Consider the following 22,589-nt stretch of genomic DNA (forward strand, 5'->3'; position numbering starts at 1 on the left):
TGCGTCACACAGCTCGCGCATGACGCGACCGCATGACGCATGCAACATCACGCCGCCACGCTCGCCGCGCGGCGACGATACGCCCACACCAGCAGCGCGATGCCCGCGAGAATCATCGGCAACGACAGCCACTGCCCCATCGACAGCCCGAGGGCGAGCAGGCCGAGGAAGTCGTCCGGTTCGCGCGCGAATTCGACCGTGAAGCGCGCGAGCCCGTAGCCGATCAGGAACAGCGCGGATATCGCGCCCATCGGCCGCGGCTTGCGCGAGAAGAAGAACAGCACGAAGAACAGCGCAATGCCTTCGAGCGCGATTTCGTAGAGCTGCGAAGGATGGCGCGGCAGCATCTGGTACTGCATGAACACGTCGGCAAGATGCCACTGCTCGACGAGCGCCGGATGCTTCGGCAGCCATGCCGCGTCGTCGCGCATCGCGCCCGGGAACAACATCGCCCACGGCGCGTTCGGATCGGTCACGCGGCCCCACAGCTCGCCGTTGATGAAGTTGCCGAGCCGCCCGGCCGCGAGCCCCGTCGGCACCATCGGCGCGACGAAATCGGTGACCTGCAGCCAGTGGCGCTTGCGCTGCCACGCGAACAGCGCCATCGCGAGCGTCACGCCGAGGAAGCCGCCGTGGAACGACATCCCGCCTTCCCACACCTTGAACACGTCGAGCGGATGCGAGAAGTAGAAGTCGGCCTTGTAGAACAGCACGTAGCCGAGCCGGCCGCCGAGCACGGTGCCGAGCACGCCGTAGAACATCATGTCGTCGATGTCCTTGGCGGTCCAGCCCTGCGCCGCGACGTGCGGCAGCTTCAGACGGATCCGGCCGACGACGATCGCCGCGATGAAGCCGACGAGATACATGAGGCCGTACCAGCGCACGGCCAGCGGCCCGAGATGGATCGCTACGGGGTCGAAATTCGGGTGAATGATCATGGGTTAGCGATGAAGTTTTCGAATGCGGTACGGCGCTCGCACCGGCGCCGCTCCGCGCATTGGACGGCGCCGGCGCGCCATCGTTCGCATCATGCGGCGAGACCGTGCGCGCGCACGACGTCGATGAAGCCGGCGAGCACGGGGCTGACATCGCCCGTGCGCCACACGAGGCCCGTCTCGACGACCGGCGCGTCGCCGGCGAGCGGCCGGTAGACCACGCCGGTGCGCCGCAGGTTACGCAACGACTGCGGCACCAGTGCGACGCCCATGCCGGCCGACACGAGGCTGACGATCGTCTGCATCTGGATCGCCTCCTGGCCGATGCGCGGGGTTTCCCCCGCCGCGCCGTAGCAGCCCGTAATGATGTCATAAAAGCCGGGCGCCAAACGACGCGGGAAGATGACGAGCGGCAGCGCGGCCAGCTCGGCCAGATGCACGGGTTCGTCTTCGGGCACGCCGGACGCCGCGGCCGCCGGCATCGCGACCACCAGCGGCTCGCGCACGACCGGCAGGTACGACAGCCCGGCCGCGTGGCGCGGCGGCACCGGCGGAATCACGAGCCCCGCGTCGATGCGGCCCGCGACGAGTTCGTCGATCTGCACGTCGCTCGTCGCCTCCGCGAGTTGCAGCCGCACCTGCGGATAGCGTGCGCCGAACGCGCGCAGCAGCGACGGCAGCAGCCCGTAATCGGCGGTCGACACGAACGCAAGCGACAGCGAGCCGGCTTCGCCGCGCGCGAGACGCCGCGCGAGCGGCGGCAGCGCGTCGGCCGACGCGAGCAGCCGGCGGACGTCGGGCAGCAGCGCCGCACCGACCGCCGTCAGCGCGACCGAGCGCTTGGTACGCGCGAACAGCGCGACGCCGAGCGCGTCCTCCAGCGCCCGAATCGCTTGCGACAGCGGCGGCTGCGTCATCGACAGGCGCTCGGCCGCACGGCCGAAATGGCGCTCGTCGGCAACGGTCACGAAATAGCGCCACTGGCGCAGATCAGGCGTCGGGTCAGCCATATTTCACTCATTCGCAAAACGACTTAATAGGCGACAAATAATATATTGGACATCCCAAACCGGAAACTCCATTCTTGACTGATCCGAACCGGCGCGCCGTTCGCTGGCGTCGCCAATACAACGATGGAGTCCCCCATGCCGTACAACCGTCGCTCGAAGCACATCACGCAAGGCGTGGCCCGCTCGCCGAACCGCTCGATGTATTACGCCCTCGGCTACCGGAAGGACGATTTCGACAAGCCGATGATCGGCATCGCGAACGGCCATTCGACGATCACGCCGTGCAACTCGGGCCTGCAGCGGCTGTCGGACGCGGCCGTCGCGGCGGTGAAGGCGGCCGATGCGAACCCGCAGATCTTCGGCACGCCGACGATCTCGGACGGCATGTCGATGGGCACCGAGGGCATGAAGTACTCGCTCGTGTCGCGCGAAGTGATCGCCGACTGCATCGAGACCTGCGTGCAGGGCCAGTGGATGGACGGCGTGGTGGTGGTCGGCGGCTGCGACAAGAACATGCCCGGCGGGATGATCGCGCTCGCGCGCCTGAACGTGCCGGGCATCTACGTGTACGGCGGCACGATCCGCCCCGGCCACTGGAAGGGCCGCGACCTGACGATCGTGTCGTCGTTCGAGGCGGTCGGCGAGTTCACTGCGGGCCGGATGTCGCAGGAAGATTTCGAAGGAGTCGAGCAGAACGCGTGCCCGACGTCGGGGTCGTGCGGCGGGATGTACACCGCGAACACGATGAGCTCGTCGTTCGAGGCGCTCGGCATGTCGCTGATGTACTCGTCGACGATGGCGAACCCCGATCAGGAGAAGGTCGACTCGGCCGCCGAATCGGCGCGCGTGCTGGTCGAGGCCGTGAAGCGCGACCTGAAGCCGCGCGACATCATCACGAAGGCGTCGATCGAGAACGCGGTGTCGCTGATCATGGCGACCGGCGGCTCGACCAACGCGGTGCTGCACTATCTCGCGATCGCCCACGCGGCCGAGGTCGACTGGACGATCGACGACTTCGAACGCATCCGCACGCGCGTGCCGGTGATCTGCGACCTGAAGCCGTCGGGCCAGTACGTCGCGACCGACCTGCACCAGGCCGGCGGCATCCCGCAGGTGCTGCGGATCCTGCTCGATGCGGGGCTGCTGCACGGCGACTGCATGACGATCACCGGCCGCACGATCGCCGAGGAGCTGAAGGATGTGCCGGGCGTGCCGCGCGCGGACCAGAAGGTGATCTTCCCGATCGATCGCGCGCTGTACAAGGAAGGGCATCTCGCGATCCTGAAGGGCAACCTCGCGGAAGACGGCGCGGTCGCGAAGATCACCGGCCTGAAGAACCCGGTGATCACGGGCCCGGCGCGCGTGTTCGACGACGAGCAAAGCGCGATGGACGCGATCCTCGGCGACCGGATCCGCGCGGGCGACGTGCTGGTGCTGCGCTATCTCGGCCCGCAAGGCGGCCCCGGCATGCCGGAAATGCTCGCGCCGACGTCGGCGATCATCGGCAAGGGGCTCGGCGAATCGGTCGGCTTCATCACCGACGGCCGCTTCTCGGGCGGCACCTGGGGGATGGTGGTCGGGCACGTCGCACCCGAGGCCTTCGTCGGCGGCACGATCGCGCTCGTGCAGGAAGGCGACTCGATCACGATCGATGCGCACCGGCTGGTGCTGCAGCTGAACGTCGACGACGCCGAGCTCGCGCGCCGGCGCGCTGCGTGGAAGCAGCCGGCGCCGCGCTACACGCGCGGCGTGCTCGCCAAGTACGCGGCCCTCGCGCGCCCGGCGAACAAGGGTGCCGTGACCGGCTGATGCGGCACGCAGGTCATACGACCCCATTGCGGATGGCCGCCGGAGAAACGCGCAAAACGCGCTCTCCCTTTGCTTTTATAATGCGCGGACCGTGAAGCCGGCCGTTCCCGCCGGCGGAGAACCGCATGAAACAGACGATATCGCGTGCGCTGCTCGTGGCGCTGCTGACCGGCAGCGCGGCAGCGGCACACGCCGACCAGGCCGGCGACGGACTCGTGCTCGCGCAGCGCAAGAACTGCATGGCCTGCCATGCGGTCGGCAAGCCGCTGATGGGCCCGTCGTTCCACGACATCGCCGGCAAGTACACCGCACGTGCCGACGCCGTCGATTACCTCGCGCAATCGATCGTGAAGGGCAGCGTCGGGGTGTGGGGCGGCGTGCCGATGCCCGCCAATACGCAGCTGACGAGCGGCGAAGCACACACGCTCGCTCAATGGGTGCTGTCGCTGCGCTGAACCGGATGACCGGGCGCGCGCACGCGCGCCGCGCTGTGCGCCCGGCACGGCGCCATGCTTCTCGTTGCGACAGGAGCCGCGCCCGCGGCACCCGCGCATGAAACGCGCCGTGCGCTCAGCCTGACCGTCCGGTCCGGTGGCGAGCGATCTCTTCGTCGACCGCGTCGCGAACCCATTCCATCACTTCGGTTTCGAGCGCCAGCGCCACTTCGCGCGTGATCTGGCCGACCAGCCAGGCCGTATGGTCGTGCAGCGCGTCGCGGCAGCGTGCCTCGATGGCCTCGCGCCCTTCCCCGGTCAGATAATTCGTCAGCCGATTACGCAGACGCTCGGCGATATGTTGCGCGTCCTCCGGCGTCACCGCGGCAGCCGCATGCGACTCCGGGTGCACCGCGCGAGCCAGATGATCGGTGGCCAGTTCGTCGCCAGCCGGTGCGACCGCGTGAGACGGCATCGCTTCGCCGGCGTCGCGCGGCGTCGCGGCGACGCCGGCCTGCTGGCCTTCGTCGTCGGCCAGCGCGGAGCGCAACGGCGCCTGTGCCACAGCCGACTCCTCGGCGACGACGTGCCCGGCGGCACCGGGTTGCGCCGGCGCATCGCTGTCGCCCGGCAGTTCGACGGCCGAGACATCCGGCGTCGGCACCGGCTCGATCACCACGAATTCGGGGTCGATTCCCGCGTGTTCCGGCACGGCGACATCGTCGCGCGGCGGCGCATCGGTCGCGGACGAACGCGCCGGCACCGGCTTGCCCGGCACCAGCACGTCGGTCAGCGTCGGGATCGAAGAGGATTCGGCTTGTGTCACGGGGACGCTCCGTCGACGGTTTCGGCTAGCTGCCTTGCTTGTAGTTGTTCAGCGCGTATCCGCGATCGCGGTAGAAGCGATAGCGGTCGCGGCCCGCGGCCAGCTCGTCCGGCGCATTGCCGACCACCTCGAGCAGGCGCTCGAAGCGGGCGAACTGCGCGGGCACGGCCGCGCCGAGGTTCAGCAGCACGTGGTGATGCGGCGCCTGGTCGAGATCAGCGGTCAGCACGATCGGCGTGCCGGCCGCGTGCGCGCTGTCGACGCCGCAGTGCGGAATGAAATCGAGCGGCGAGAACGTCCAGAGCCGCTCGTCGAGCGCGCGCAGGCGCGCGGGTTCCGCGAGCACGACGACCGGCTGCCCGGCCAGATAGGCCTTGCGCAGCAGCCGGCATGCGTACGCGAGCGAATCGCCGACGTTCGAATGGAAATCGATTCGCGTCATTGCCCGCGCACCCGCATCGTCGTGAGACCCGCCATCACTGGCCGGCGCGGTCGATCAGGAACTGCGCGAGCAGCGGCACCGGACGGCCGGTCGCGCCCTTCGCCGCGCCGCCCTTCCACGCCGTGCCGGCGATGTCCAGGTGCGCCCACGGATAGCTGTCGGTGAAGCGCGACAGGAAGCACGCCGCCGTCACGGCGCCTGCCGGACGTCCGCCGATGTTCGCGATGTCCGCGAAATTCGACTTCAGCTGTTCCTGGTATTCGTCGTCGAGCGGCATGCGCCACGCCGGATCGTTCGCTTCGCGCGAGGCGTCGAGCAGCTCGCCCGCGAGCGCATCGTCCTTCGAGAACAGGCCGCTGTTGTGGCCGCCGAGCGCGATCACGCAAGCGCCCGTCAGCGTCGCCACGTCGATCACGGCCGCCGGCTTGAAGCGTTCCGCATAAGTGAGCGCGTCGCACAGGATCAGGCGGCCCTCGGCGTCGGTGTTGAGCACCTCGATCGTCAGCCCCTTCATGCTGGTGACGATGTCGCCCGGCTTCGTCGCATTGCCGCCCGGCATGTTCTCGCAGGTCGGCACGATCGCGACGACGTTGATCTTCAGGCCCATTTCGGCGACCGCACGCATCGTGCCGAGCACCGAGCCCGCGCCGCACATGTCGTACTTCATCTCGTCCATGCCCTCGCCCGGCTTCAGCGAGATGCCGCCCGTGTCGAACGTGATGCCCTTGCCGACCAGCACGACCGGCGCGGCCTTCGCGGCGGCGCCCTGGTAATGCAGCACGATGAACTGCGGCGGCTCGACCGACGCGCGCGCGACCGACAGGAACGAGCCCATCTTGAGCGCCTGGATCTGCTTCAGGCCGAGCACCTCGACCTTCAGACCCCAATCCTTCGCGATCTTCTTCGCGGTGTTGCCGAGATAGGTCGGCGTGCACACGTTGCCGGGCAGGTTGCCCAGGTCGCGCGTAAGGTCCATCCCGTTCGCCAGCGCGACGGCCTGCTTGGCCGCCAGCTTCGCCGCCTTTTCATCGGCCGGATCGACGCTGAATACGACGCGCTTGAGCGTATGCGACGCCGGTTCCGGCTTGCTCTTCATCTGCGTGAAGCGATAGGTCTCGTTGCGCAGCGCGAGAATCGCCGCACGCACGCCCCAGTCGGAGCCGCGCTCGTCGACCGGCAGTTGAGCGAGCGAGAACGTGACCTGGACGACCTTGGTCGCCAGCAGCGCGCGCCATGCGGCCGTCGCCGCGTCGTTGTAGGCTTTCTGATTGAAAGCATCCTGCTTGCCGAGGCCGACGAGCAGCACGCGCGATGCACCGATGCCCGATACCTCGTGCAGGAACAGCGTCTTGCCGCGCTTGCCGTCCATGTCGCCGGCCTTCACCACGCGCGAGATCAGCCCCTTGGTGGCCGTGTCGATGTCGAGCGCCGCGCCCGAGAGAGTCTGCGCCTCGAAGATGCCGAGCACGATGCAGTCGGACTTCCCGGTCAGGAACCCCTTGGCCTCGCCTTTGCTCCAATCACAGCCTTTTATGCTAAAGTCCATCGCGCTTGTCCTCGGATAAAATCTGGGCTAAGGATGAAAGCCGCAATTATCCGCTATTTTTCCCGTGGCGGCGCGAGCGCTCCACCACGCGTGCGCAGCCTCCCGCCCTCTTCTCATCAAGAATGATCTTCGAACGCTCCCTCCAGCGCGAGCTTGCGTATACGGCTGGCGCCGTGTTCATGGTGCTGCTCACGATCATGCTCACGACGATGATGATCCGCATCGTCGGCTATGCCGCGTCCGGCGAAATCGATCCGCGCGACGTGCTCGTGCTGATCGGCCTGACCGTGATCGGCTATCTCGCCGTGATGCTCGTCGTCACGCTGTTCGTGTCGATCCTGTTCGTGCTGACCCGGTGGTACCGGGATTCCGAAATGGTCGTCTGGCTCGCGTCGGGTGTAAGCCTCACGCGCCTGATCAAGCCGATCGGCGTGTTCGCCACGCCGATCGTCCTGCTGATCGCGTTCTTCGCGTTCGTCGGCTGGCCGTGGTCGAACCAGCAGAGCAAGATGATCAAGGCGCGCTTCCAGCAGCGCGACGAAATCTCGCTGCTCGCGCCCGGCCAGTTCCGCGAATCGGCGTCGAACCATCGCGTGTTCTTCATCGAGAAGATGTCGCCGGACCAGAGCAAGGTGCAGAACGTGTTCGTCACGTCGACCGAGAACGGCAAGGTCAACGTCGTGGTCTCGCACACGGGCCACACGGAAACGAAGGACGGCGATCGCTTCGTCGTGCTGGAGGACGGCCGCCGCTACGACGGCACGCCCGGCCAGCCGAACTTCAAGATCATGGAGTTCCAGCGCTACGGCGTGAAGATCACGAGCACGCCGGTCACCAACGTGCAGACCACCAACAGCACGCCGACACCCGACCTGCTGCGCAACCCGACGCGCGACAACCTCGCGGAATTCGCGTGGCGCGCGGGGCTGCCGCTGATCGCCATCAACCTGATGGTGCTCGGCATTCCGCTGTCGTACCAGAACCCGCGCCGCAGCCGCACGATCAACCTCGTGATGGCCGTGCTGATCTACCTCACGTATTCGAACCTGCTGAACGTCGTGCAGGCGCAGATCGAGCAGGGCAAGATGTCGTTCGGTGTCGGTCTCGTCGGCCTGCACCTGGTGGTCGCGGCGATCGTCGCGTTCATCTTCTGGTTGCGCGTGCGCAATCGTCCGCTGTTTACACGCGCGCTGTTCGGCCGCTCGGGAGCATGATCGATGCGGCTCTATGAAAAATACTTCGCGCGGCAGATCTACGTCACGTTCATCTTCATCCTGTTCGCGTTCTCAGGCCTGTTCTTCTTCTTCGACCTGATCAGCGAACTGAACTCGGTCGGGCACGGCAACTACAAGTTCGGCTACGCGGTGCTGCGCGTCGCGCTGCAGACCCCGTCGCGCTTCTACGAGATCATCCCGGTCGCCGCGCTGATCAGCGCGATCTACGTGTTCGCGCAAATGGCCGCGAACTCGGAATTCACGATCTTCCGCGTGTCGGGCCTCGCGACCAACCAGGCGCTGCGCTCGCTGCTGAAGATCGGCATTCCGCTCGTGATCATCACCTACCTGATCGGCGAATTCGTCGGCCCGTACGCCGACCAGCTGTCCGAACGCGTGCGCCTGCAGGCGCTCGGCGCGTCGGTGTCGTCGAACTTCCAGTCGGGCGTGTGGGTGAAGGACACGCTCGCGGCCCGCGAGAACGGCGAGCAGGTCACGCGCTTCGTCAACGTCGGCAGCCTGTCGCCCGATTCGACGATCAGCAACGTGCGCATCTACGAATTCGACTCGAAATTCCAGCTGCAGAACGTGCGGATCGCGCAGACGGGCCGCTACGAACCGCCCGGCCACTGGCTGCTCACGGGCGTGACGGAAACCGAACTGACGCCGATCAAGCCGATCAGCGGCGAACCGGCCGACGCGCTGAACCCCGTGTACCGGTCGCAGCAGGTGACGCTGCCCGAATACCGGTTGCGCTCGGACCTGACGCCGCAGATCCTGTCGGTGCTGCTCGTGTCGCCGGAACGGATGTCGCTCATCAACCTGTTCCGCTACATCCAGCACTTGCGCGAAAACCAGCAGGACACGCAGCGCTACGACATCGCGTTGTGGCGCAAGCTGCTCTACCCGTTCGCGGTGTTCGTGATGCTCGTGCTGTCGCTGCCGTTCGCGTACCTGCATACGCGGGCCGGCGTGGTCGGCGTGAAGGTGTTCGGCGGCATCATGCTCGGCATGAGCTTCCAGCTGCTCAACACGCTGTTCTCGCACATCGGTACGCTGAACACGTGGCCCGCGCCGCTGACCGCGGCGACACCGGGCCTGATCTATCTCGCGCTCGGCCTGTTCGCGCTCAAGTGGGTCGACCGGCACTGAGCGCCGTCACGACGGAGGCTTCGACATGAGTTCGCACGGCATCGTCCTGTTCGGCCACGGCGCACGCGATCCGCGCTGGGCCGAGCCGTTCGAGCGGCTCGCCGCGCGGCTGCGCGCGGCCGGCTCCCCTGCCCCGCACGTGTCGCTCGCGTTTCTCGAACTGATGACGCCGTCGCTCGATACGGCCGTTGCCGCGCAGGTCGCGGCCGGCTGCACGCGCATCACCGTGGTGCCCGTGTTCTTCGGCCAGGGCGGCCATGTGCGCCGCGACCTGCCGCAGCTCGTCGACGCGTGCCGCGCCGTGCATCCGGGCATCGAGATCCGCTGCGCGACGGCCGTCGGGGAAGACGACGGCGTGCTCGATGCGATCGCACGCTACTGCATCGACCAGGTCGACCGCGACGCGTAAGCGAATCGGCGAGCCCAAACAAAAAAGCGCTGGCTTCGGAAGCCAGCGCTTTTTTTATGCCTGCGAACCACGCGCTCGACTCAGGCGGCATCCTGCAGCGCATCGCCCTCTTTCACGCGCCGCACGCGTTCGGCGAACGCATCGCCGATCATCAGCAGGCTCGGCTCCGCCGGGTCGAGCCACGCCTGTGCGTCGCCCGCCGCCATCTGCGCAAGCGTGAGCGTCAGCGTGCGTTCGCGCGCGGTGCTGCACGCCTCGACGATCGCGACCGGCGTCGCGGGCGCACGTCCCGCGTCGATCAGTTCGCGGGCGATGCCCGGCGCGCTGTCGCGGCCCATGTAGTAGACGATCGAATCGGCGCGCGCGGCCTCGCGAATCTCGTCGCTGCCCGGTGCGCGGCTGTGCGTCGCGAACGCGACGCTGCGCGACACGCCGCGCAACGTCAGCGAGCGCTTCAGCGTCGCCGCGCCGGCCAGCGCCGCGGTGATGCCCGGCACGACCTCGTAATCGATGCCGGCCGCCTCGAGCGCGCGCATTTCCTCTTCGGCGCGCCCGAACAGCATCGGATCGCCGCCCTTCAGGCGCACGACGCACGCATGCTCGCGCGCCGCGTCGACGATCTGCTTGTTGATGAAGTGCTGCGCGGTCGAACGCTGCCCGCAGCGCTTGCCGACCGCGATTTTCCGCGCGTTCGGCGCATAGTCGAGCATCGCCGGCTCGACGAGCGCGTCGTGCAGCACGACGTCGGCTTGCTCGAGCAGCCGCGCGCCACGCACCGTGATGAGGTCCGCCGCGCCCGGCCCTGCTCCGATCAGATACACCTTGCCCATGTTTGTCGCTTCGCTTGTCCTGCCCGTGAACGGCGACCGGCGCGCGCCGCCCGCACGGGCGGCGCTAAACGCCGGTTACGCCGAGAACGCCCGGATCATGCCGGCGGCGACCGTATGATGCGTCGCCTCGTCGATCAGCACGAACGCGCCCGTGCCCGGATGCGCGTCGTACGTGTCGCAGACGATCGGCTTCTGCAGCGTCAGCGCCACGCGGCCGATGTCGTTCATCTTCAGCTCCTGGCGGTCGGTCGCGTGCGACAGCGTATGCACGTCGAGCACTTCCTTGACCGCGCCGATCTTCGCGAACACCGTGCTCGTGGTCTGCTTCAGCAGGTATTTGCGCTGCGGCGACAGCGGCGTCTCGTCGAACCAGCACAGGTCCGCCTCGAGCTTCTTCGCCGGCGCGACCGTCTCGGCGGTCGTGACGAACATGTCGCCGCGCGACACGTCGACGTCCTGTTCGAGGCGAATCGTCACCGTCTGGCCCGCGAATGCGTGCGCAACCGACGCGGTGCCGCCCGGCACCGGCGCGACGATCTCGGCGATCGTCGCGGTACGGTTCGACGGCAGCACGACGATCTCGTCGCCGACCTTCACCTCGCCCGATTCGATCCGGCCCATGTAGCCGCGGAAATCGTCGGCCGAGCTGCCGTCCTGGCGTGCGACCCACTGCACCGGGAAGCGCAGCGCGTCATGCGCCTGCGTCTCGACCGGCAGCGATTCGAGCACGTCGAGCAGCGGCTCGCCCGCGTACCACGGCATGCGCTCGCTCGCGCCGACGATGTTGTCGCCCTTCAGCGCCGACACCGGCACGAAACGCACGTCCTTCAGGCCGAGCTGCTTCGCGAGCGCGACGTACGCATCGCGGATCTCGTTGAAGCGCGCTTCGCTGTAGTCGACGAGGTCCATCTTGTTGATCGCGACGATCACGTGCTGCAGCGCGAGCAGCTTCACGATCGCGCTGTGGCGCTTCGTTTGCGGCAGCAGTTCCGCAACGCCGTTCTCGACCGTCACGCGCGTCGCGTCGACCAGGATGATCGCCGCATGCGCGGTCGATGCGCCCGTCACCATGTTGCGCGTGTACTGCTCGTGGCCCGGCGTGTCGGCGATGATGAACTTGCGCTTCGCGGTCGCGAAGTAGCGGTATGCGACGTCGATCGTGATGCCCTGCTCGCGCTCGGCTTCGAGCCCGTCCGTCAGCAGCGCGAGGTCGATCTCGTCGCCGACCGTGCGCTTGTTCTTCGCGCGCGACAGCGCGGACAGCTGGTCGGACAGCACGGCCTTGCTGTCGTACAGCAGGCGGCCGATCAGCGTGCTCTTGCCGTCGTCGACGCTGCCCGCGGTGATGAAGCGCAACACGCCGAGGTCTTCGGTGTTCTCGATGATGCTCATGATGTGAATGTCCTCGTGTGCTTCAGAAATAACCTTGCTTCTTGCGCTGTTCCATCGCGGCTTCGGATGCCTGATCGTCCATCCGGGTCGCGCCGCGTTCGGTGATCTCGGTCACCGCCGTTTCGGCGATGATCTTCTCGACGTCGTCCGCGTCGCTCTCGACCGGGCACGTGCAGCTGATGTCGCCGACCGTGCGGAAGCGCACCTGCGCGAGTTCGCTCGTCTCGCCGTCACGCATCGGCGTGAGCGGCGTGACCGGCACGAGCAAACCGTTGCGGCGCACGATCTCGCGCTGGTGCGCGTAGTAGATCGACGGCAGTTCGAGATTCTCGCGCGCGATGTACTGCCACACGTCGAGCTCGGTCCAGTTCGAGATCGGGAACACGCGCAGGTGCTCGCCCTTGTGCAGGCGCGCGTTGAACAGGCTCCACAGTTCCGGGCGCTGCGCCTTCGGATCCCACTGGCCGAATTCGTCGCGGAACGAGAAGATCCGCTCCTTCGCGCGCGCCTTCTCTTCGTCGCGGCGCGCGCCGCCGATCAGCGCCGTGTAGCCGTGCTGTTCGATCGTCTCGAGCAGCGTGACGGCCTGCGCGGCGTTGCGCGAATCGGTTTCGCGGCGCAGCACGACCGTGCCGCGCTTGATCGAATCCTCGACGTGGCCGACCACCAGTTCGGCGCCGAGCTCTTGCGCACGGCGGTCGCGGAAGTCGATCACTTCCTCGTAGTTGTGGCCCGTATCGATGTGCACGAGCGGGAACGGCAGCGTCGTCTTGCGGTTCGCGCCGAGGCCGAACGCCTTCAGCGCGAGGTGCAGCACGACGACCGAGTCCTTGCCGCCCGAGAACAACAGCGCCGGCTTGCTGCATTCGGCAACGAGTTCGCGCAGGATGTGGATCGACTCGGCTTCGAGCCAGTCGAGGTGGCCCATGCGGTCGTCGGCGCCGGTGGGCGGGGCAAAGGCGGATTGCTCGAGCGTCGTGCTCATGATTTCAGTCCTTCTCTTCTGGGTTCGTGCCGCCCGCTGTCGCGGGCGGCGCAATATTCGGTTTCTTGTCGGCTTTCAGTGCGCGGCGCCGGCTTCGGCGTTCGCGGGAATCGGCGTGATCGTGATGTGCAGCCCGCATTCCTTCGTGTCGCGCGACTCCCACCACCAGCGGCCCGCCCGGCTGTCCTCGCCGGGGCGGATCGCGCGCGTACACGGCTCGCAGCCGATGCTCGGGTAGCCGCGCGCATGCAGCGGGTTGACCGGCACGTCGAACGCCTTCAGGTACGCCCACACGTCCGCTTCCGTCCAGTCTGCGAGCGGGTTGTACTTCGCGATCCCGCGCGCTTCGTCCTGTTCTTCCTCGTGCAGTTCCGCACGCGTGACCGACTGCTCGCGGCGCTGGCCCGTGACCCACGCGCCGACGTCGGCCAGCGCGCGGTTCAGCGGCTCGACCTTGCGGATGTGGCAGCACGACTTGCGCAGCTCGACGCTTTCGTAGAACGCGTTCAGGCCGTGCTCGGCGACGTACTGGTCGACCGCGTCCTGGCGCGGGTGAAACTGCTCGATCTCGTAGCCGTAGCGCTCGCGCACGCGGTCGATCATGCCCAGCGTTTCCGCGTGCAGGCGGCCGGTGTTCAGCGAGAAGATGCCGATCGACACGCCCTTCGACAGGATCGCGTGCGTGAGCAGCATGTCTTCCGCGGCGAGGCTGCTCGCGAACTTCACCTTCTCGTGGCGCGCGCCGATCTGCGCGAGCAGCGCGTCGAGGCGCTCGACCTTCGCGGCGAGTTCCGGCGTCAGTGCGGTCGCGGTGCTCATGCGCTCACCTTGGCGTCGGCCGCGGCATCGCGGCGGCGGAACAGCGGCGCCGGCTCGTCGAACGCGCCCTGGTAACGCTGCGTGAATTCGCCGAACGCGTTCAGCGCGTCGCGGATGTCCTTGTCGGCACGCACCGCGAACGCGTCGAAGCCGCAACGCGACATGTACAGCAGCTGGTCGCGCAGCACGTCGCCAATCGCGCGCAGCTCGCCGGTCCAGCCGTGGCGCTCGCGCAGCAGGCGCGCGATGCTGTAGCCGCGGCCGTCCGCGAAGCGCGGGAAATCGACGGCGATCAGCGAGATCGCACCGAAGTCGGCCACGAGATCGGCCGGCTCGCTGTCCGGCGCGAGCCACACGCCGAGTTCGCCCTTCGTCTTCGCGGCGACGAGCGCCGCGCGCTCGGCCTGCCACTGGGCGAACGGCACCAGCACCTTGCCGGCCGGCAACGCGTCGACCGCGGGCAGCGCACCGTCTTCCGCCGCGCGCACGACCTGCCATGCGTCGTCGATCACTGCGCGGTTCTTGATAATCGAAGCCATCTGCAAATTCCTTCTACCCGGTTGGTTACGCGTTCACTGCCTGGCGCGCCGCATACACGCGCTCCTTGAACGGTGCGATGCCGATGCGGTCGTACGTGTCGATGAAGCGCTCGCCGTCGATGCGCGCCTCGACGAACGTGTCGATCAGCTTCGCGATCACGTCCGGCACTTCCTCCGCGGAGAACGACGGCCCGATCACGCGGCCGAGGCGCGCGCCGTTGCGGCCCGTGCCCTGCTCGCCGCCGAGCGACACCTGGTACCACTCGGCGCCGTCCTTGTCGACGCCGAGGATGCCGATGTTGCCCACGTGATGATGACCGCACGAGTTCATGCAACCGGAAATGTTCAGCGACAGGTCGCCGAGGTCGTACACGTAGTCCAGATCGTCGAAACGCTGCTGGATCGCCAGCGCGATCGGGATCGACTTCGCGTTCGCGAGCGAGCAGAAGTCGCCGCCCGGGCACGCGATGATGTCGGTCAGCAGGCCGACGTTCGGCGTCGCGAAACCGGCCGCCTTCGCCTTTTCCCACACCGCGAACAGGTCGCGCTTCTTCACGTTCGCGAGAATCAGGTTCTGCTCGTGCGACACGCGCAGTTCGCCGAGCGAGTACGCGTCGGCCCAGTCGGCCACCAGGTCCATCTGCGTGTCGGTCGCGTCGCCCGGGGCCACGCGGTGATCCTTCAGCGACAGCGTGACGGCGGCATAGCCCGGCACCTTGTGCGGCGCGACGTTGCGCTCGACCCAGCGCGCGAACGCCTTGTTCTCGAGCAGGTGCTGTTCGAACGACGCGTCGGTGTCGGCGAGCTTCTCGTAGACGGGCGGCAAGAAGTACTGCGACACGCGGTCGACTTCCGCCTGCGTGAGCGTCGACGGGCCGTCCTTCAGGTGCTGCCACTCTTCCTCGACCTGCTGCGCGAACTTCGCGGGCGACAGCGCCTTCACGAGGATCTTGATACGCGCCTTGTACAGGTTGTCACGGCGACCGTAGCGGTTGTACACGCGCAGCACGGCTTCGCAGTAGGTCAGCAGGTGCTGCCACGGCAGGTCTTCCTTGATCACCGCGCCGACGATCGGCGTGCGGCCGAGACCGCCGCCCGCGAGGATGCTCGCGACCACTTCGCCCTGCGCGTTCTTCTTCAGGTACACGCCGAGGTCGTGGATCTGCACGGCCGCGCGGTCGTGCTTCGAGCCGGACACCGCGATCTTGAACTTGCGCGGCAGCCATGCGAACTCGGGATGGAACGTCGACCACTGGCGCAGGATTTCCGACCACGGACGCGGATCGATCTCCTCGTCCTGAGCGACGCCGGCGAACTGGTCGGCCGTGATGTTGCGGATGCAGTTGCCCGACGTCTGGATCGCGTGCATCTGCACCGACGCGAGCTTCGCGAGGATTTCGGGCGTTTCCTCGAGCTGGACCCAGTTGAACTGGATGTTCGAGCGCGTCGAGAAGTGGCCGTAGCCGCGGTCGTGTTCGCGGGCGATGCGCGCCAGCATGCGGAGCTGCTCGCTGCGCAGGTTGCCGTACGGAATCGCGATGCGGTGCATGTACGCGTGGCGCTGCATGTACAGGCCATTCTGCAGGCGCAGCGGACGGAACTCGTCTTCGCTCAACTCGCCCGACAGGCGGCGGCGCACCTGATCGCGGTACTGCGCGACTCGCTCGTCGACGATCGTCTGGTCGTACTGGTCGTACTGATACATTCGGGGACCCCAGGGTTTTCGTGGTGACCGCGCGACGTCCTAGCCACGTCGCGCCCGAATCTCCGTTCCGCCGCCACCGCCGGCCTTCCGCGGCCCGGCTGGATTGCTAATGACGAAAACAGATATCCATATTTGAAAAACTCCGGTGAATCGTAATAAACTCGCCTTATATTTCAAACGACTAAAAAATTCTGTTGATATGCGGAAGGGTTATAAATGAACCTGCACCAATTTCGCTTCGTGCGCGAGGCCGTCCGGCAGAATTTCAACCTCACCGAGGCCGCCAAGGCGCTCTATACGTCGCAACCGGGGGTGTCGAAGGCGATCATCGAGCTCGAGGACGAGCTCGGCGTGGAGATCTTCACGCGGCACGGCAAGCGCGTGCGCTCGCTCACCGAGCCGGGCAGGATCATCCTCGCGTCGGTCGAGCGGATCCTGCAGGAAGTTGAAAGCCTGAAAAGGGTCGGAAAAGACTATGCGGCGCAGGATCAGGGCAACCTGACGATCGCCGCCACCCACACGCAGGCCCGCTATTCGCTGCCGGCCGCGATCGCCGAATTCAAGAAGCGCTTCCCGAAGGTGCACCTGTCGATCCTGCAAGGCAGCCCGACGCAGGTCGCCGAGATGGTGATCCACGACCAGGCCGATCTCGCGATCGCGACCGAGGCAATCGCCGACTACAAGGAACTCGTGTCGCTGCCCTGCTTCCAGTGGCACCACGCGGCCGTGGTCCCGGCCGACCATCCGCTGCTCGAACGCAAGCCGGTCACGCTGGACGATCTCGCGCAATACCCGCTGATCACGTACGACGACGCGTTCGCCGGCCGCAAGAAGATCAACCATGCGTTCGCGCTGCGCGGGCTGTCGCCGGACATCGTGCTGGAGGCGATCGACGCCGACGTGATCAAGACCTACGTCGAGCTCGGTCTCGGCGTCGGGATCATGGCCGACATCGCGTTCAACCCGGAGCGCGACCGCAACCTGCGGCTGATTCCGGTCGGCCACCTGTTCGGCAGCAACGTGACGCGCGTCGCGCTCAAGCAAGGCGCCTACCTGCGCAGCTATGTGTATACGCTCGTGGAGTTGCTGTCGCCGACGCTGAACCGCAAGCTGATCGAACAGGCGCTCAAGGGCGAATCCGAATCGTACGAGCTTTGAAGGACAGGTATAAACACAGGGGCGCAAATCGCGCCCCTTTTTATTGCCCGACGGAGATTCCCGCATGACGCTTCCCGCCCTGTTGCGCCGCGCCGCCGGCACCGCCCTCGTGCTCGCCTGCGCGGCCGCGCATGCCGACCTGAAGGTCGGCGTCGACCTGTCGTCGACCGGCCCGGCCGCCGCGATCGGCATCACCAGCAAGAACGCGATCCTGATGTGGCCGAAGACGATCGCCGGGCAGCCGCTGCAGGTGACGGTGCTCGACGACGCGTCCGACCCGGGCGCCGCCGTGCGCAACATCCGCAAGCTGGTCGACGAGGATCACGTCGACGTCGTGGTCGGGCCGAACATCACGCCGGCCGCGCTCGCAGCACTCGACGCGGTGGCGGCCGCGCAGACGCCGATGATCACGCTGGTCGGCTCCGGCGCGATCGTCGAGCCGCAGGAAGGCGCGCGGACCTGGGCATTCAAGATGGCGCAGAGCGACAGCGCGATGGCCGACGTGATGACACGCTACATGGCCAACCACGGCGTGAAGACGGTCGGCTTCATCGGCTTCGCGGACAGCTACGGCGACAGCTGGCTGAATGAATTCACACGCTTCGCGGAAGTCCGCAAGATCCGCGTGATCGCGACGGAGCGCTTCAACCGCACCGACGCCAGCGTCACCGGCCAGGCGCTGAAGCTGATCGCGGCGAAGCCGGACGCGATCCTGATCGCGGGCTCGGGCACGCCGGCCGTGCTGCCGCAGCGCACGCTGATCGAGCGCAGCTACAAGGGCGCGATCTACCAGACGCACGGGATCGCGACGCCCGAATTCATCAAGCTCGGCGGCAAGGACATCGACGGGACGCTGTTCCCGACCCAGCCGGTCGTCGTCGCGCGCACGCTGCCCGCCGACCATCCGGCCCGCAAGGCCGCGCTCGCGTTCGTCGATGCGTACGAGGCGAAATACGGCGCCGGCACCGTCACGCAGTTCGCGGGCGACGCGGCGGGTGTCTATCCGCGCCTCGCCGACGCGGTCGGCCGCGCGCTCAAGGCCGCGCAGCCCGGCACGCCGGCCTTCCGCGCGGCGCTGCGGCGCGAGCTCGAGCGTGCGCACGAGCTCGTCGTGCCGAACGGCGTTGTCAACACCAGCGACAAGGATCACGTGGGGCTCGATCAACGCGCGAGCGTGATGGGAATCGTGAAACACGGCCAGTTCGTCTATCTGAGCCAGTAACGCAAGGACGATCGCCGGACAGCTTGCCCGGTGCCCCGTTTTCCGCCATAATTCGCGTTTCGCCGCGCACAATCGCATGCGCGGCCAGGATCAAAGCCCAGGTGGTGAAATTGGTAGACGCAGGGGACTCAAAATCCCCCGCCGCAAGGCGTGCCGGTTCGATTCCGGCCCTGGGCACCATCAAATTCCTTCAAAGCCTTATCCAGTAAGGCCCTCCAGTAATTCCCGGCGTGTTTCTGTGGTAACTTCTGTGGTTACCATCCTATGAAGCTACGCCTAGGCGCGCTCACCTTCACCTTGAAGAACAGCTATCTGCGCGGGGACATCTACTATTTCCAGCGCCCTATCCCCCGCGACCTCCACCGCCACTACGGTAAGAAAACCGTAAAGATCAACCTCAAGACCTCTGACGTTGGCCAAGCGGCGCACATGATTGACGCCCTCAACAAGCGATATGAGGAAGAGTGGCGGATGCTGCGGGCTGATCCGGAATCGTCCCTGAAAGCCACCAGGAAGCACGCTGAGGCGTTTCTAGCATCCTGGGGCATCGTTCCCAGCGCGGAGCGGGACGAGACCACGGAGATGGCCGTGCAGCTCTTCCACGACCACCTTGAGAAGAAACGCACCGCCCACGCTGACGGTGATGAACAGGTATACCGGGAAGCCAGCGGGGCGGAATACCTCACGGCGGTGGAGTCGACGGCTGCGCAGATGGTGGCCGGGACCTTAGAGGATTCGCTCAGCGATGCCCTGGAGTTGTACATCAGCCATCACAAGAAGCGTGACGACGGGAAGTTCACGGGGTTCTCTCGGGCTGCGTTCAAGACCCTGACCGATGTTGTTGGCGATAAACCGTTTGCCAAGGCCACGCGGGAAGACGCCCGCAAGTACGTTGACAGCCAACTCGCCACGGGCCTGAAGACTGGGACAGTGCGCCGCCGCATCAGCACTATCAGCGCGGTCTTTGCGTCCTACATCAGGGAAAAAGAACTGATGCGGACGAACCCCTTTGAGTCCCTTCAGATTGCCGGTGAAGGCAAGGACACGAAAGGCAGGGTGCCCTTCACCCCCGGCGAGCTCGCCACTGTACAAACGAAGTGCGTGGAAATGGACGATGACATCCGCTGGTTGGTGGCTCTGCTGTCAGACACAGGCGCGCGCATCGCGGAGGTCACTGGGCTCACGCTGGATGAGATTGTGCTGGATGGTCCGGTGCCGCATATCGTCATCAAGGACCAGCCCTGGAGAACAGTAAAGGGTGGCGCTGGTGGTCCGAGTGAGCGGGAGGTCCCCCTCCTTGGTCATTCGCTCTGGGCGGCTCAGCGGGTGAAGGCGTCAGCGAAGCCTGGGCAGAAGTTCGCATTTCCGCGTTACACGTCAGACGCCAAAGGCTGCAACGCTGACAGCGCATCGGCCACCGTTGCGGGCTGGCTACGGGCGAACAAGTGGGAGCACACGGCACATGAGTTCCGGCATACGATGGCTGACCGTCTACGTGATGTTGGCTGCCCTACGGAGGTTCGCCACTCGATTGGCGGGTGGGCGACCAAGGGCGAAGCTGCGGGGTACGGCAAGGGGTATAGCCTCCCCATCAAGCGCGAGTGGTTAGGTAAGGCGCTGCATCAGACGGCAGCCGATAGCCGGTAACAACAAGACTTACGGGGTGAGCGATGTCATACAACGGTAAGAAGCTGCACAAGTACATGTCTGCCGCGCAGGCAGAATTTGAGGTGCGGGGGAGCTACATCTACAAGTACATGAGCGCGTCTCAGCCCGTGTACGAAATTCGAGGTGACTACATTCACAAGTACATGTCTGCCTCGCAGCCGGTGTACGAAATTCGCGGAGGCCGCTACGTGCATGAGTACATGCGAGCGACGCAGCCTGTGTATGAACTGAGGTGACGCCCTCAAGCGGCTTCCTAGTTGCGTCAGTCTCGGTGCAAGGAATCCTCTAGTAAATGACAACTTCTAGTGGAGCGCTCACGCGCTAAGGGCGCTTTTCCACTATACCCCACGGGCTTACGCAAGCCCCCCTCCCGTTGCTACCGTGCGTCCCCTGGCAATCAATCAGAGGGGCATCAGTGGAAAGCATCATCACACTTCCTAGCGGGCGGTTTCAGGTCCGCATCTCCTATTCAGACAGGAAGATAAAGACCCGGAGCTTTGCCAGTCTTGAAGAGGCCGAGCAATGGTTACAAGGCCACCTCCCTGCCGGGAAGGTGCTCCCCATCAGCGCGTCAATCAAGCTGGGAGCGAAGGCGGCAGTGCCTGTCGTGCAGCCTCCAGTCCGTAGCCGCGACCTCACGCTAAGGGAGGCCCTCGAGAAGTATGCGCAAGAGGTAACCCCGCTCAAGAAAAGCGCGAGAACTGAGCTGAGCGTGCTCGGTCGATGGCTTAAAAACCCACTTGCTGGCCTCCCGCTCTACAGCATTCGGGGTGCCGATTTGACCGCGTATATGAATCAGCGCTTAGCGCGGGGCATCGCAATTGCCACCATACGCACCGAGATTGCATTGATCTCCCACTTATACGAAGTTGCGCGTACCGACTGGGGCTATGAGGACCTGCAAAACCCAAGGAAAGCCATGCGCAGAATCAAGCAGGGAAACGTTAGAGACCGACGGCTCCGGCCTGGGGAGTTCGACAAGCTCATGGCATGGTGCGACCGGAACGGAGACCAATGGCTCAAGGTCGCCGTAATCGTTGCAGTGGAAACGGCGATGAGAAGCGGTGAGATAGCCGCACTCACTTGGCCAAATCTCAACCTAGACGGTCAGCTCGCGTATCTCCCTGATACCAAGAACGGCACACCCCGCATGGTCCCCCTATCTCGTGCAGCAGTGGCAGCCCTCCGAATGCTCCCGGTGAATCCCGACCGGTACGTGTTCGACATCCTAAAGGGCAGCATAGCGCGGCGCTTCAAGCAGGCTCGCATTGCTTGTGACATGGAGGATTTCAAGTTCCACGACTTCCGACATGAGGCGGTATCTCGTCTATTTGAGAAGGGATTCAACATGATGGAGGCTGCCGCCATCAGCGGGCACAAGACACTCCAGATGCTCAAACGGTATACGCACCTGGACCCCAAGAGCCTGCTCACACGGCTGGGGTGAGGTGTCCCATCGGGACAGTTCCCGCTGTCCCAAACCATGCTCCCATATGGGACACCTGAAGCCCATCCCATGGGACTCCGCTAGAACTCCCACGAGTCCCGCTCCGTGGCCTCTTCAGGACTCAGCCGACGAACATCCAGCGCCTGCCCAGTGGCCTCCTGAAAGAACTGTTCGAATGCCTTCAGCACGATGTCCGGCTGAGCCTGTACCACCTTCCCGAACTTGACGGCCATCCCACGGACCACGCCATCAATTGCTCTTTGCTCCAGGGCCTCAGCGGCCATCTTTTCCACCTCCGTATCATTGGCTTGCCACTCGGACAGCTTGCGCCACTGCGGCGCGTTCTCGCGGATATACCCCACGTCCAGCTCCGCACCTTCAGCCGTGGCCATGAGCCGCAGCCGCTCCCAGACTGCGGGCACCTGTTGCCTCATTCGGCTCACGGTGGACTTAGGAACGTTGAATCGTTGCTCCAGCTCCCGCGCGCTGCCGGATACCTCACCCGCCAGCAGCATCAGCCAAAAGGCCTGATGACGCTCCGCTTGGGTCATGTTCAGGTGCTCGCGGGAATTGACGTGTAGGGCGAATGCACGCGCCTCCGCCTCTGTCGCTCCCGTGAACCGCTGCCCCCACACTCTGGCCTCAGGGCTCACCTCAGCGGCCTCATACGCCTCCATCCGATGGTGGCCGTCGATGACCCACAAGGGGCCGTCCGGCTCCGCTGGGTCCTGCCAGTAGACCACGGGGTCTAGCGGGTCCCCCCGCTCCACTACTTCCTTCAATGAGGCGCTGACCGCTGCTGATTCCTGCTTCTTGAGGATGCCCTGGACATACTGGTTACTGTTGTGGTCCCGCACCTGAAACCGCCCCTCATCCACCTTCAGGCTGCCGAGCGGGACCCGATGAGGAGCCGTCAGGAGGGCATGGGTGAGCCCTAGCGGCCCTCCCAGCTTCCCTGACTGTTTTGGCTTGTGCGGGCCTGTCCCTGCTACATCACTCAATGCGTACCTCTCTTTGTTGTTGCTCATCATCATTGAGCATTGGTTG

The 22,589-nt window shown here is 65.8% G+C and carries 21 protein-coding genes and 1 tRNA gene; 10 read left to right on the plus strand and 12 right to left on the minus strand.

The features are described 5' to 3' along the window. Positions 1-47: 47 nt before the first annotated feature. Together lgt and ACV22V_RS29755 are read right to left on the minus strand one after the other, a co-directional pair. A complete protein-coding gene (gene lgt, locus ACV22V_RS29750; RefSeq protein WP_059527617.1) occupies positions 48-938 on the minus strand; it encodes a prolipoprotein diacylglyceryl transferase in 891 nt (296 codons plus the stop codon). A gap of 89 nt (positions 939-1,027) precedes the next feature. Further along, positions 1,028-1,945, minus strand: coding sequence for a LysR substrate-binding domain-containing protein (locus ACV22V_RS29755; protein WP_059692236.1), 918 nt, complete (start codon positions 1,943-1,945; stop codon positions 1,028-1,030). A 135-nt stretch (positions 1,946-2,080) separates the two neighbouring features. Between ACV22V_RS29755 and ilvD the strand changes: the two genes are divergently transcribed. Further along, entirely contained in the window at positions 2,081-3,754 is a 1,674-nt protein-coding gene (gene ilvD / locus ACV22V_RS29760) for a dihydroxy-acid dehydratase (RefSeq protein WP_448016310.1), read from the plus strand. A 125-nt stretch (positions 3,755-3,879) separates the two neighbouring features. After that, on the plus strand, positions 3,880-4,209 hold the full coding sequence (locus tag ACV22V_RS29765; protein WP_059692234.1) for a c-type cytochrome: 330 nt from the start codon (positions 3,880-3,882) through the stop codon (positions 4,207-4,209). A gap of 115 nt (positions 4,210-4,324) precedes the next feature. Here the strand turns inward: ACV22V_RS29765 and ACV22V_RS29770 are convergent, their stop codons facing one another. The 3 genes from ACV22V_RS29770 to ACV22V_RS29780 are packed head-to-tail and all read right to left on the minus strand — an operon-like array spanning position 4,325 to position 7,002. Next, positions 4,325-5,014, minus strand: a complete 690-nt coding sequence (locus ACV22V_RS29770) for a DUF2486 family protein (RefSeq protein ID WP_448016311.1) — start codon at positions 5,012-5,014, stop codon at positions 4,325-4,327. 25 nt (positions 5,015-5,039) lie between these two features. Further along, positions 5,040-5,456: a DNA polymerase III subunit chi gene (locus tag ACV22V_RS29775; protein ID WP_059527631.1), complete on the minus strand. Its 417-nt coding sequence runs from the start codon at positions 5,454-5,456 to the stop codon at positions 5,040-5,042. Between the two features lie 34 nt (positions 5,457-5,490). Continuing rightward, positions 5,491-7,002, minus strand: a complete 1,512-nt coding sequence (locus ACV22V_RS29780) for a leucyl aminopeptidase (RefSeq protein ID WP_059527635.1) — start codon at positions 7,000-7,002, stop codon at positions 5,491-5,493. A gap of 122 nt (positions 7,003-7,124) precedes the next feature. On the opposite strand from ACV22V_RS29780, the gene lptF reads away from it, so the two are divergent. The 3 genes from lptF to ACV22V_RS29795 are packed head-to-tail and all read left to right on the plus strand — an operon-like array spanning position 7,125 to position 9,777. Further along, positions 7,125-8,216 carry an LPS export ABC transporter permease LptF gene (gene lptF, locus ACV22V_RS29785; protein ID WP_059527638.1) on the plus strand — a complete coding sequence of 364 codons (1,092 nt, stop codon included), beginning with the start codon at positions 7,125-7,127 and terminating at the stop codon, positions 8,214-8,216. A gap of 3 nt (positions 8,217-8,219) precedes the next feature. Further along, the gene (gene lptG, locus ACV22V_RS29790; protein ID WP_059527640.1) at positions 8,220-9,368 is read left to right on the plus strand and encodes an LPS export ABC transporter permease LptG; all 1,149 of its coding nucleotides are present in this window, start codon (positions 8,220-8,222) and stop codon (positions 9,366-9,368) included. Positions 9,369-9,393: 25 nt separating this feature from the next. Next, positions 9,394-9,777 (plus strand): sirohydrochlorin chelatase, encoded by a 384-nt coding sequence (locus ACV22V_RS29795; protein ID WP_448016313.1) that lies wholly within the window; start codon positions 9,394-9,396, stop codon positions 9,775-9,777. A gap of 80 nt (positions 9,778-9,857) precedes the next feature. Here the strand turns inward: ACV22V_RS29795 and cobA are convergent, their stop codons facing one another. The 6 genes from cobA to ACV22V_RS29825 all read right to left on the minus strand — a co-directional run bounded on the left by cobA (position 9,858) and on the right by ACV22V_RS29825 (position 16,047). After that, positions 9,858-10,607 (minus strand): uroporphyrinogen-III C-methyltransferase, encoded by a 750-nt coding sequence (gene cobA / locus ACV22V_RS29800; RefSeq protein WP_059527647.1) that lies wholly within the window; start codon positions 10,605-10,607, stop codon positions 9,858-9,860. Between the two features lie 75 nt (positions 10,608-10,682). Beyond that, positions 10,683-11,999: a sulfate adenylyltransferase subunit 1 gene (locus ACV22V_RS29805; protein ID WP_059527650.1), complete on the minus strand. Its 1,317-nt coding sequence runs from the start codon at positions 11,997-11,999 to the stop codon at positions 10,683-10,685. A 22-nt stretch (positions 12,000-12,021) separates the two neighbouring features. Next, complete coding sequence (cysD, locus tag ACV22V_RS29810) at positions 12,022-12,984, minus strand: sulfate adenylyltransferase subunit CysD (protein ID WP_059527653.1); 963 nt, start codon at positions 12,982-12,984, stop codon at positions 12,022-12,024. A 75-nt stretch (positions 12,985-13,059) separates the two neighbouring features. After that, positions 13,060-13,803 (minus strand): phosphoadenylyl-sulfate reductase, encoded by a 744-nt coding sequence (locus ACV22V_RS29815; RefSeq protein ID WP_059692230.1) that lies wholly within the window; start codon positions 13,801-13,803, stop codon positions 13,060-13,062. After that, positions 13,800-14,342, minus strand: coding sequence for a DUF934 domain-containing protein (locus tag ACV22V_RS29820; RefSeq protein WP_448016314.1), 543 nt, complete (start codon positions 14,340-14,342; stop codon positions 13,800-13,802). Before ACV22V_RS29820 ends, ACV22V_RS29815 begins: the two co-directional genes overlap by 4 nt. 25 nt (positions 14,343-14,367) lie before the next feature. Further along, positions 14,368-16,047 carry a nitrite/sulfite reductase gene (locus ACV22V_RS29825; RefSeq protein ID WP_448016315.1) on the minus strand — a complete coding sequence of 560 codons (1,680 nt, stop codon included), beginning with the start codon at positions 16,045-16,047 and terminating at the stop codon, positions 14,368-14,370. 216 nt (positions 16,048-16,263) lie between these two features. Between ACV22V_RS29825 and ACV22V_RS29830 the strand changes: the two genes are divergently transcribed. The 5 genes from ACV22V_RS29830 to ACV22V_RS29850 all read left to right on the plus strand — a co-directional run bounded on the left by ACV22V_RS29830 (position 16,264) and on the right by ACV22V_RS29850 (position 21,542). After that, a complete protein-coding gene (locus ACV22V_RS29830; RefSeq protein WP_009689198.1) occupies positions 16,264-17,205 on the plus strand; it encodes a CysB family HTH-type transcriptional regulator in 942 nt (313 codons plus the stop codon). A 64-nt stretch (positions 17,206-17,269) separates the two neighbouring features. Then, positions 17,270-18,427 (plus strand): ABC transporter substrate-binding protein, encoded by a 1,158-nt coding sequence (locus ACV22V_RS29835; protein ID WP_448016316.1) that lies wholly within the window; start codon positions 17,270-17,272, stop codon positions 18,425-18,427. Between the two features lie 95 nt (positions 18,428-18,522). Beyond that, positions 18,523-18,607: transfer RNA gene (locus ACV22V_RS29840), tRNA-Leu, on the plus strand. Between the two features lie 84 nt (positions 18,608-18,691). Then, on the plus strand, positions 18,692-20,074 hold the full coding sequence (locus tag ACV22V_RS29845) for a DUF6538 domain-containing protein (protein WP_448016317.1): 1,383 nt from the start codon (positions 18,692-18,694) through the stop codon (positions 20,072-20,074). 436 nt (positions 20,075-20,510) lie between these two features. Then, positions 20,511-21,542: a site-specific integrase gene (locus ACV22V_RS29850; RefSeq protein WP_448016319.1), complete on the plus strand. Its 1,032-nt coding sequence runs from the start codon at positions 20,511-20,513 to the stop codon at positions 21,540-21,542. An 80-nt stretch (positions 21,543-21,622) separates the two neighbouring features. Here ACV22V_RS29850 and ACV22V_RS29855 read toward each other — a convergent pair whose 3' ends face one another. Beyond that, positions 21,623-22,576 carry a hypothetical protein gene (locus tag ACV22V_RS29855; RefSeq protein WP_448016320.1) on the minus strand — a complete coding sequence of 318 codons (954 nt, stop codon included), beginning with the start codon at positions 22,574-22,576 and terminating at the stop codon, positions 21,623-21,625. Positions 22,577-22,589: the final 13 nt, after the last annotated feature.

It is taken from the genome of Burkholderia sp. AW33-5, assembly GCF_053427615.1.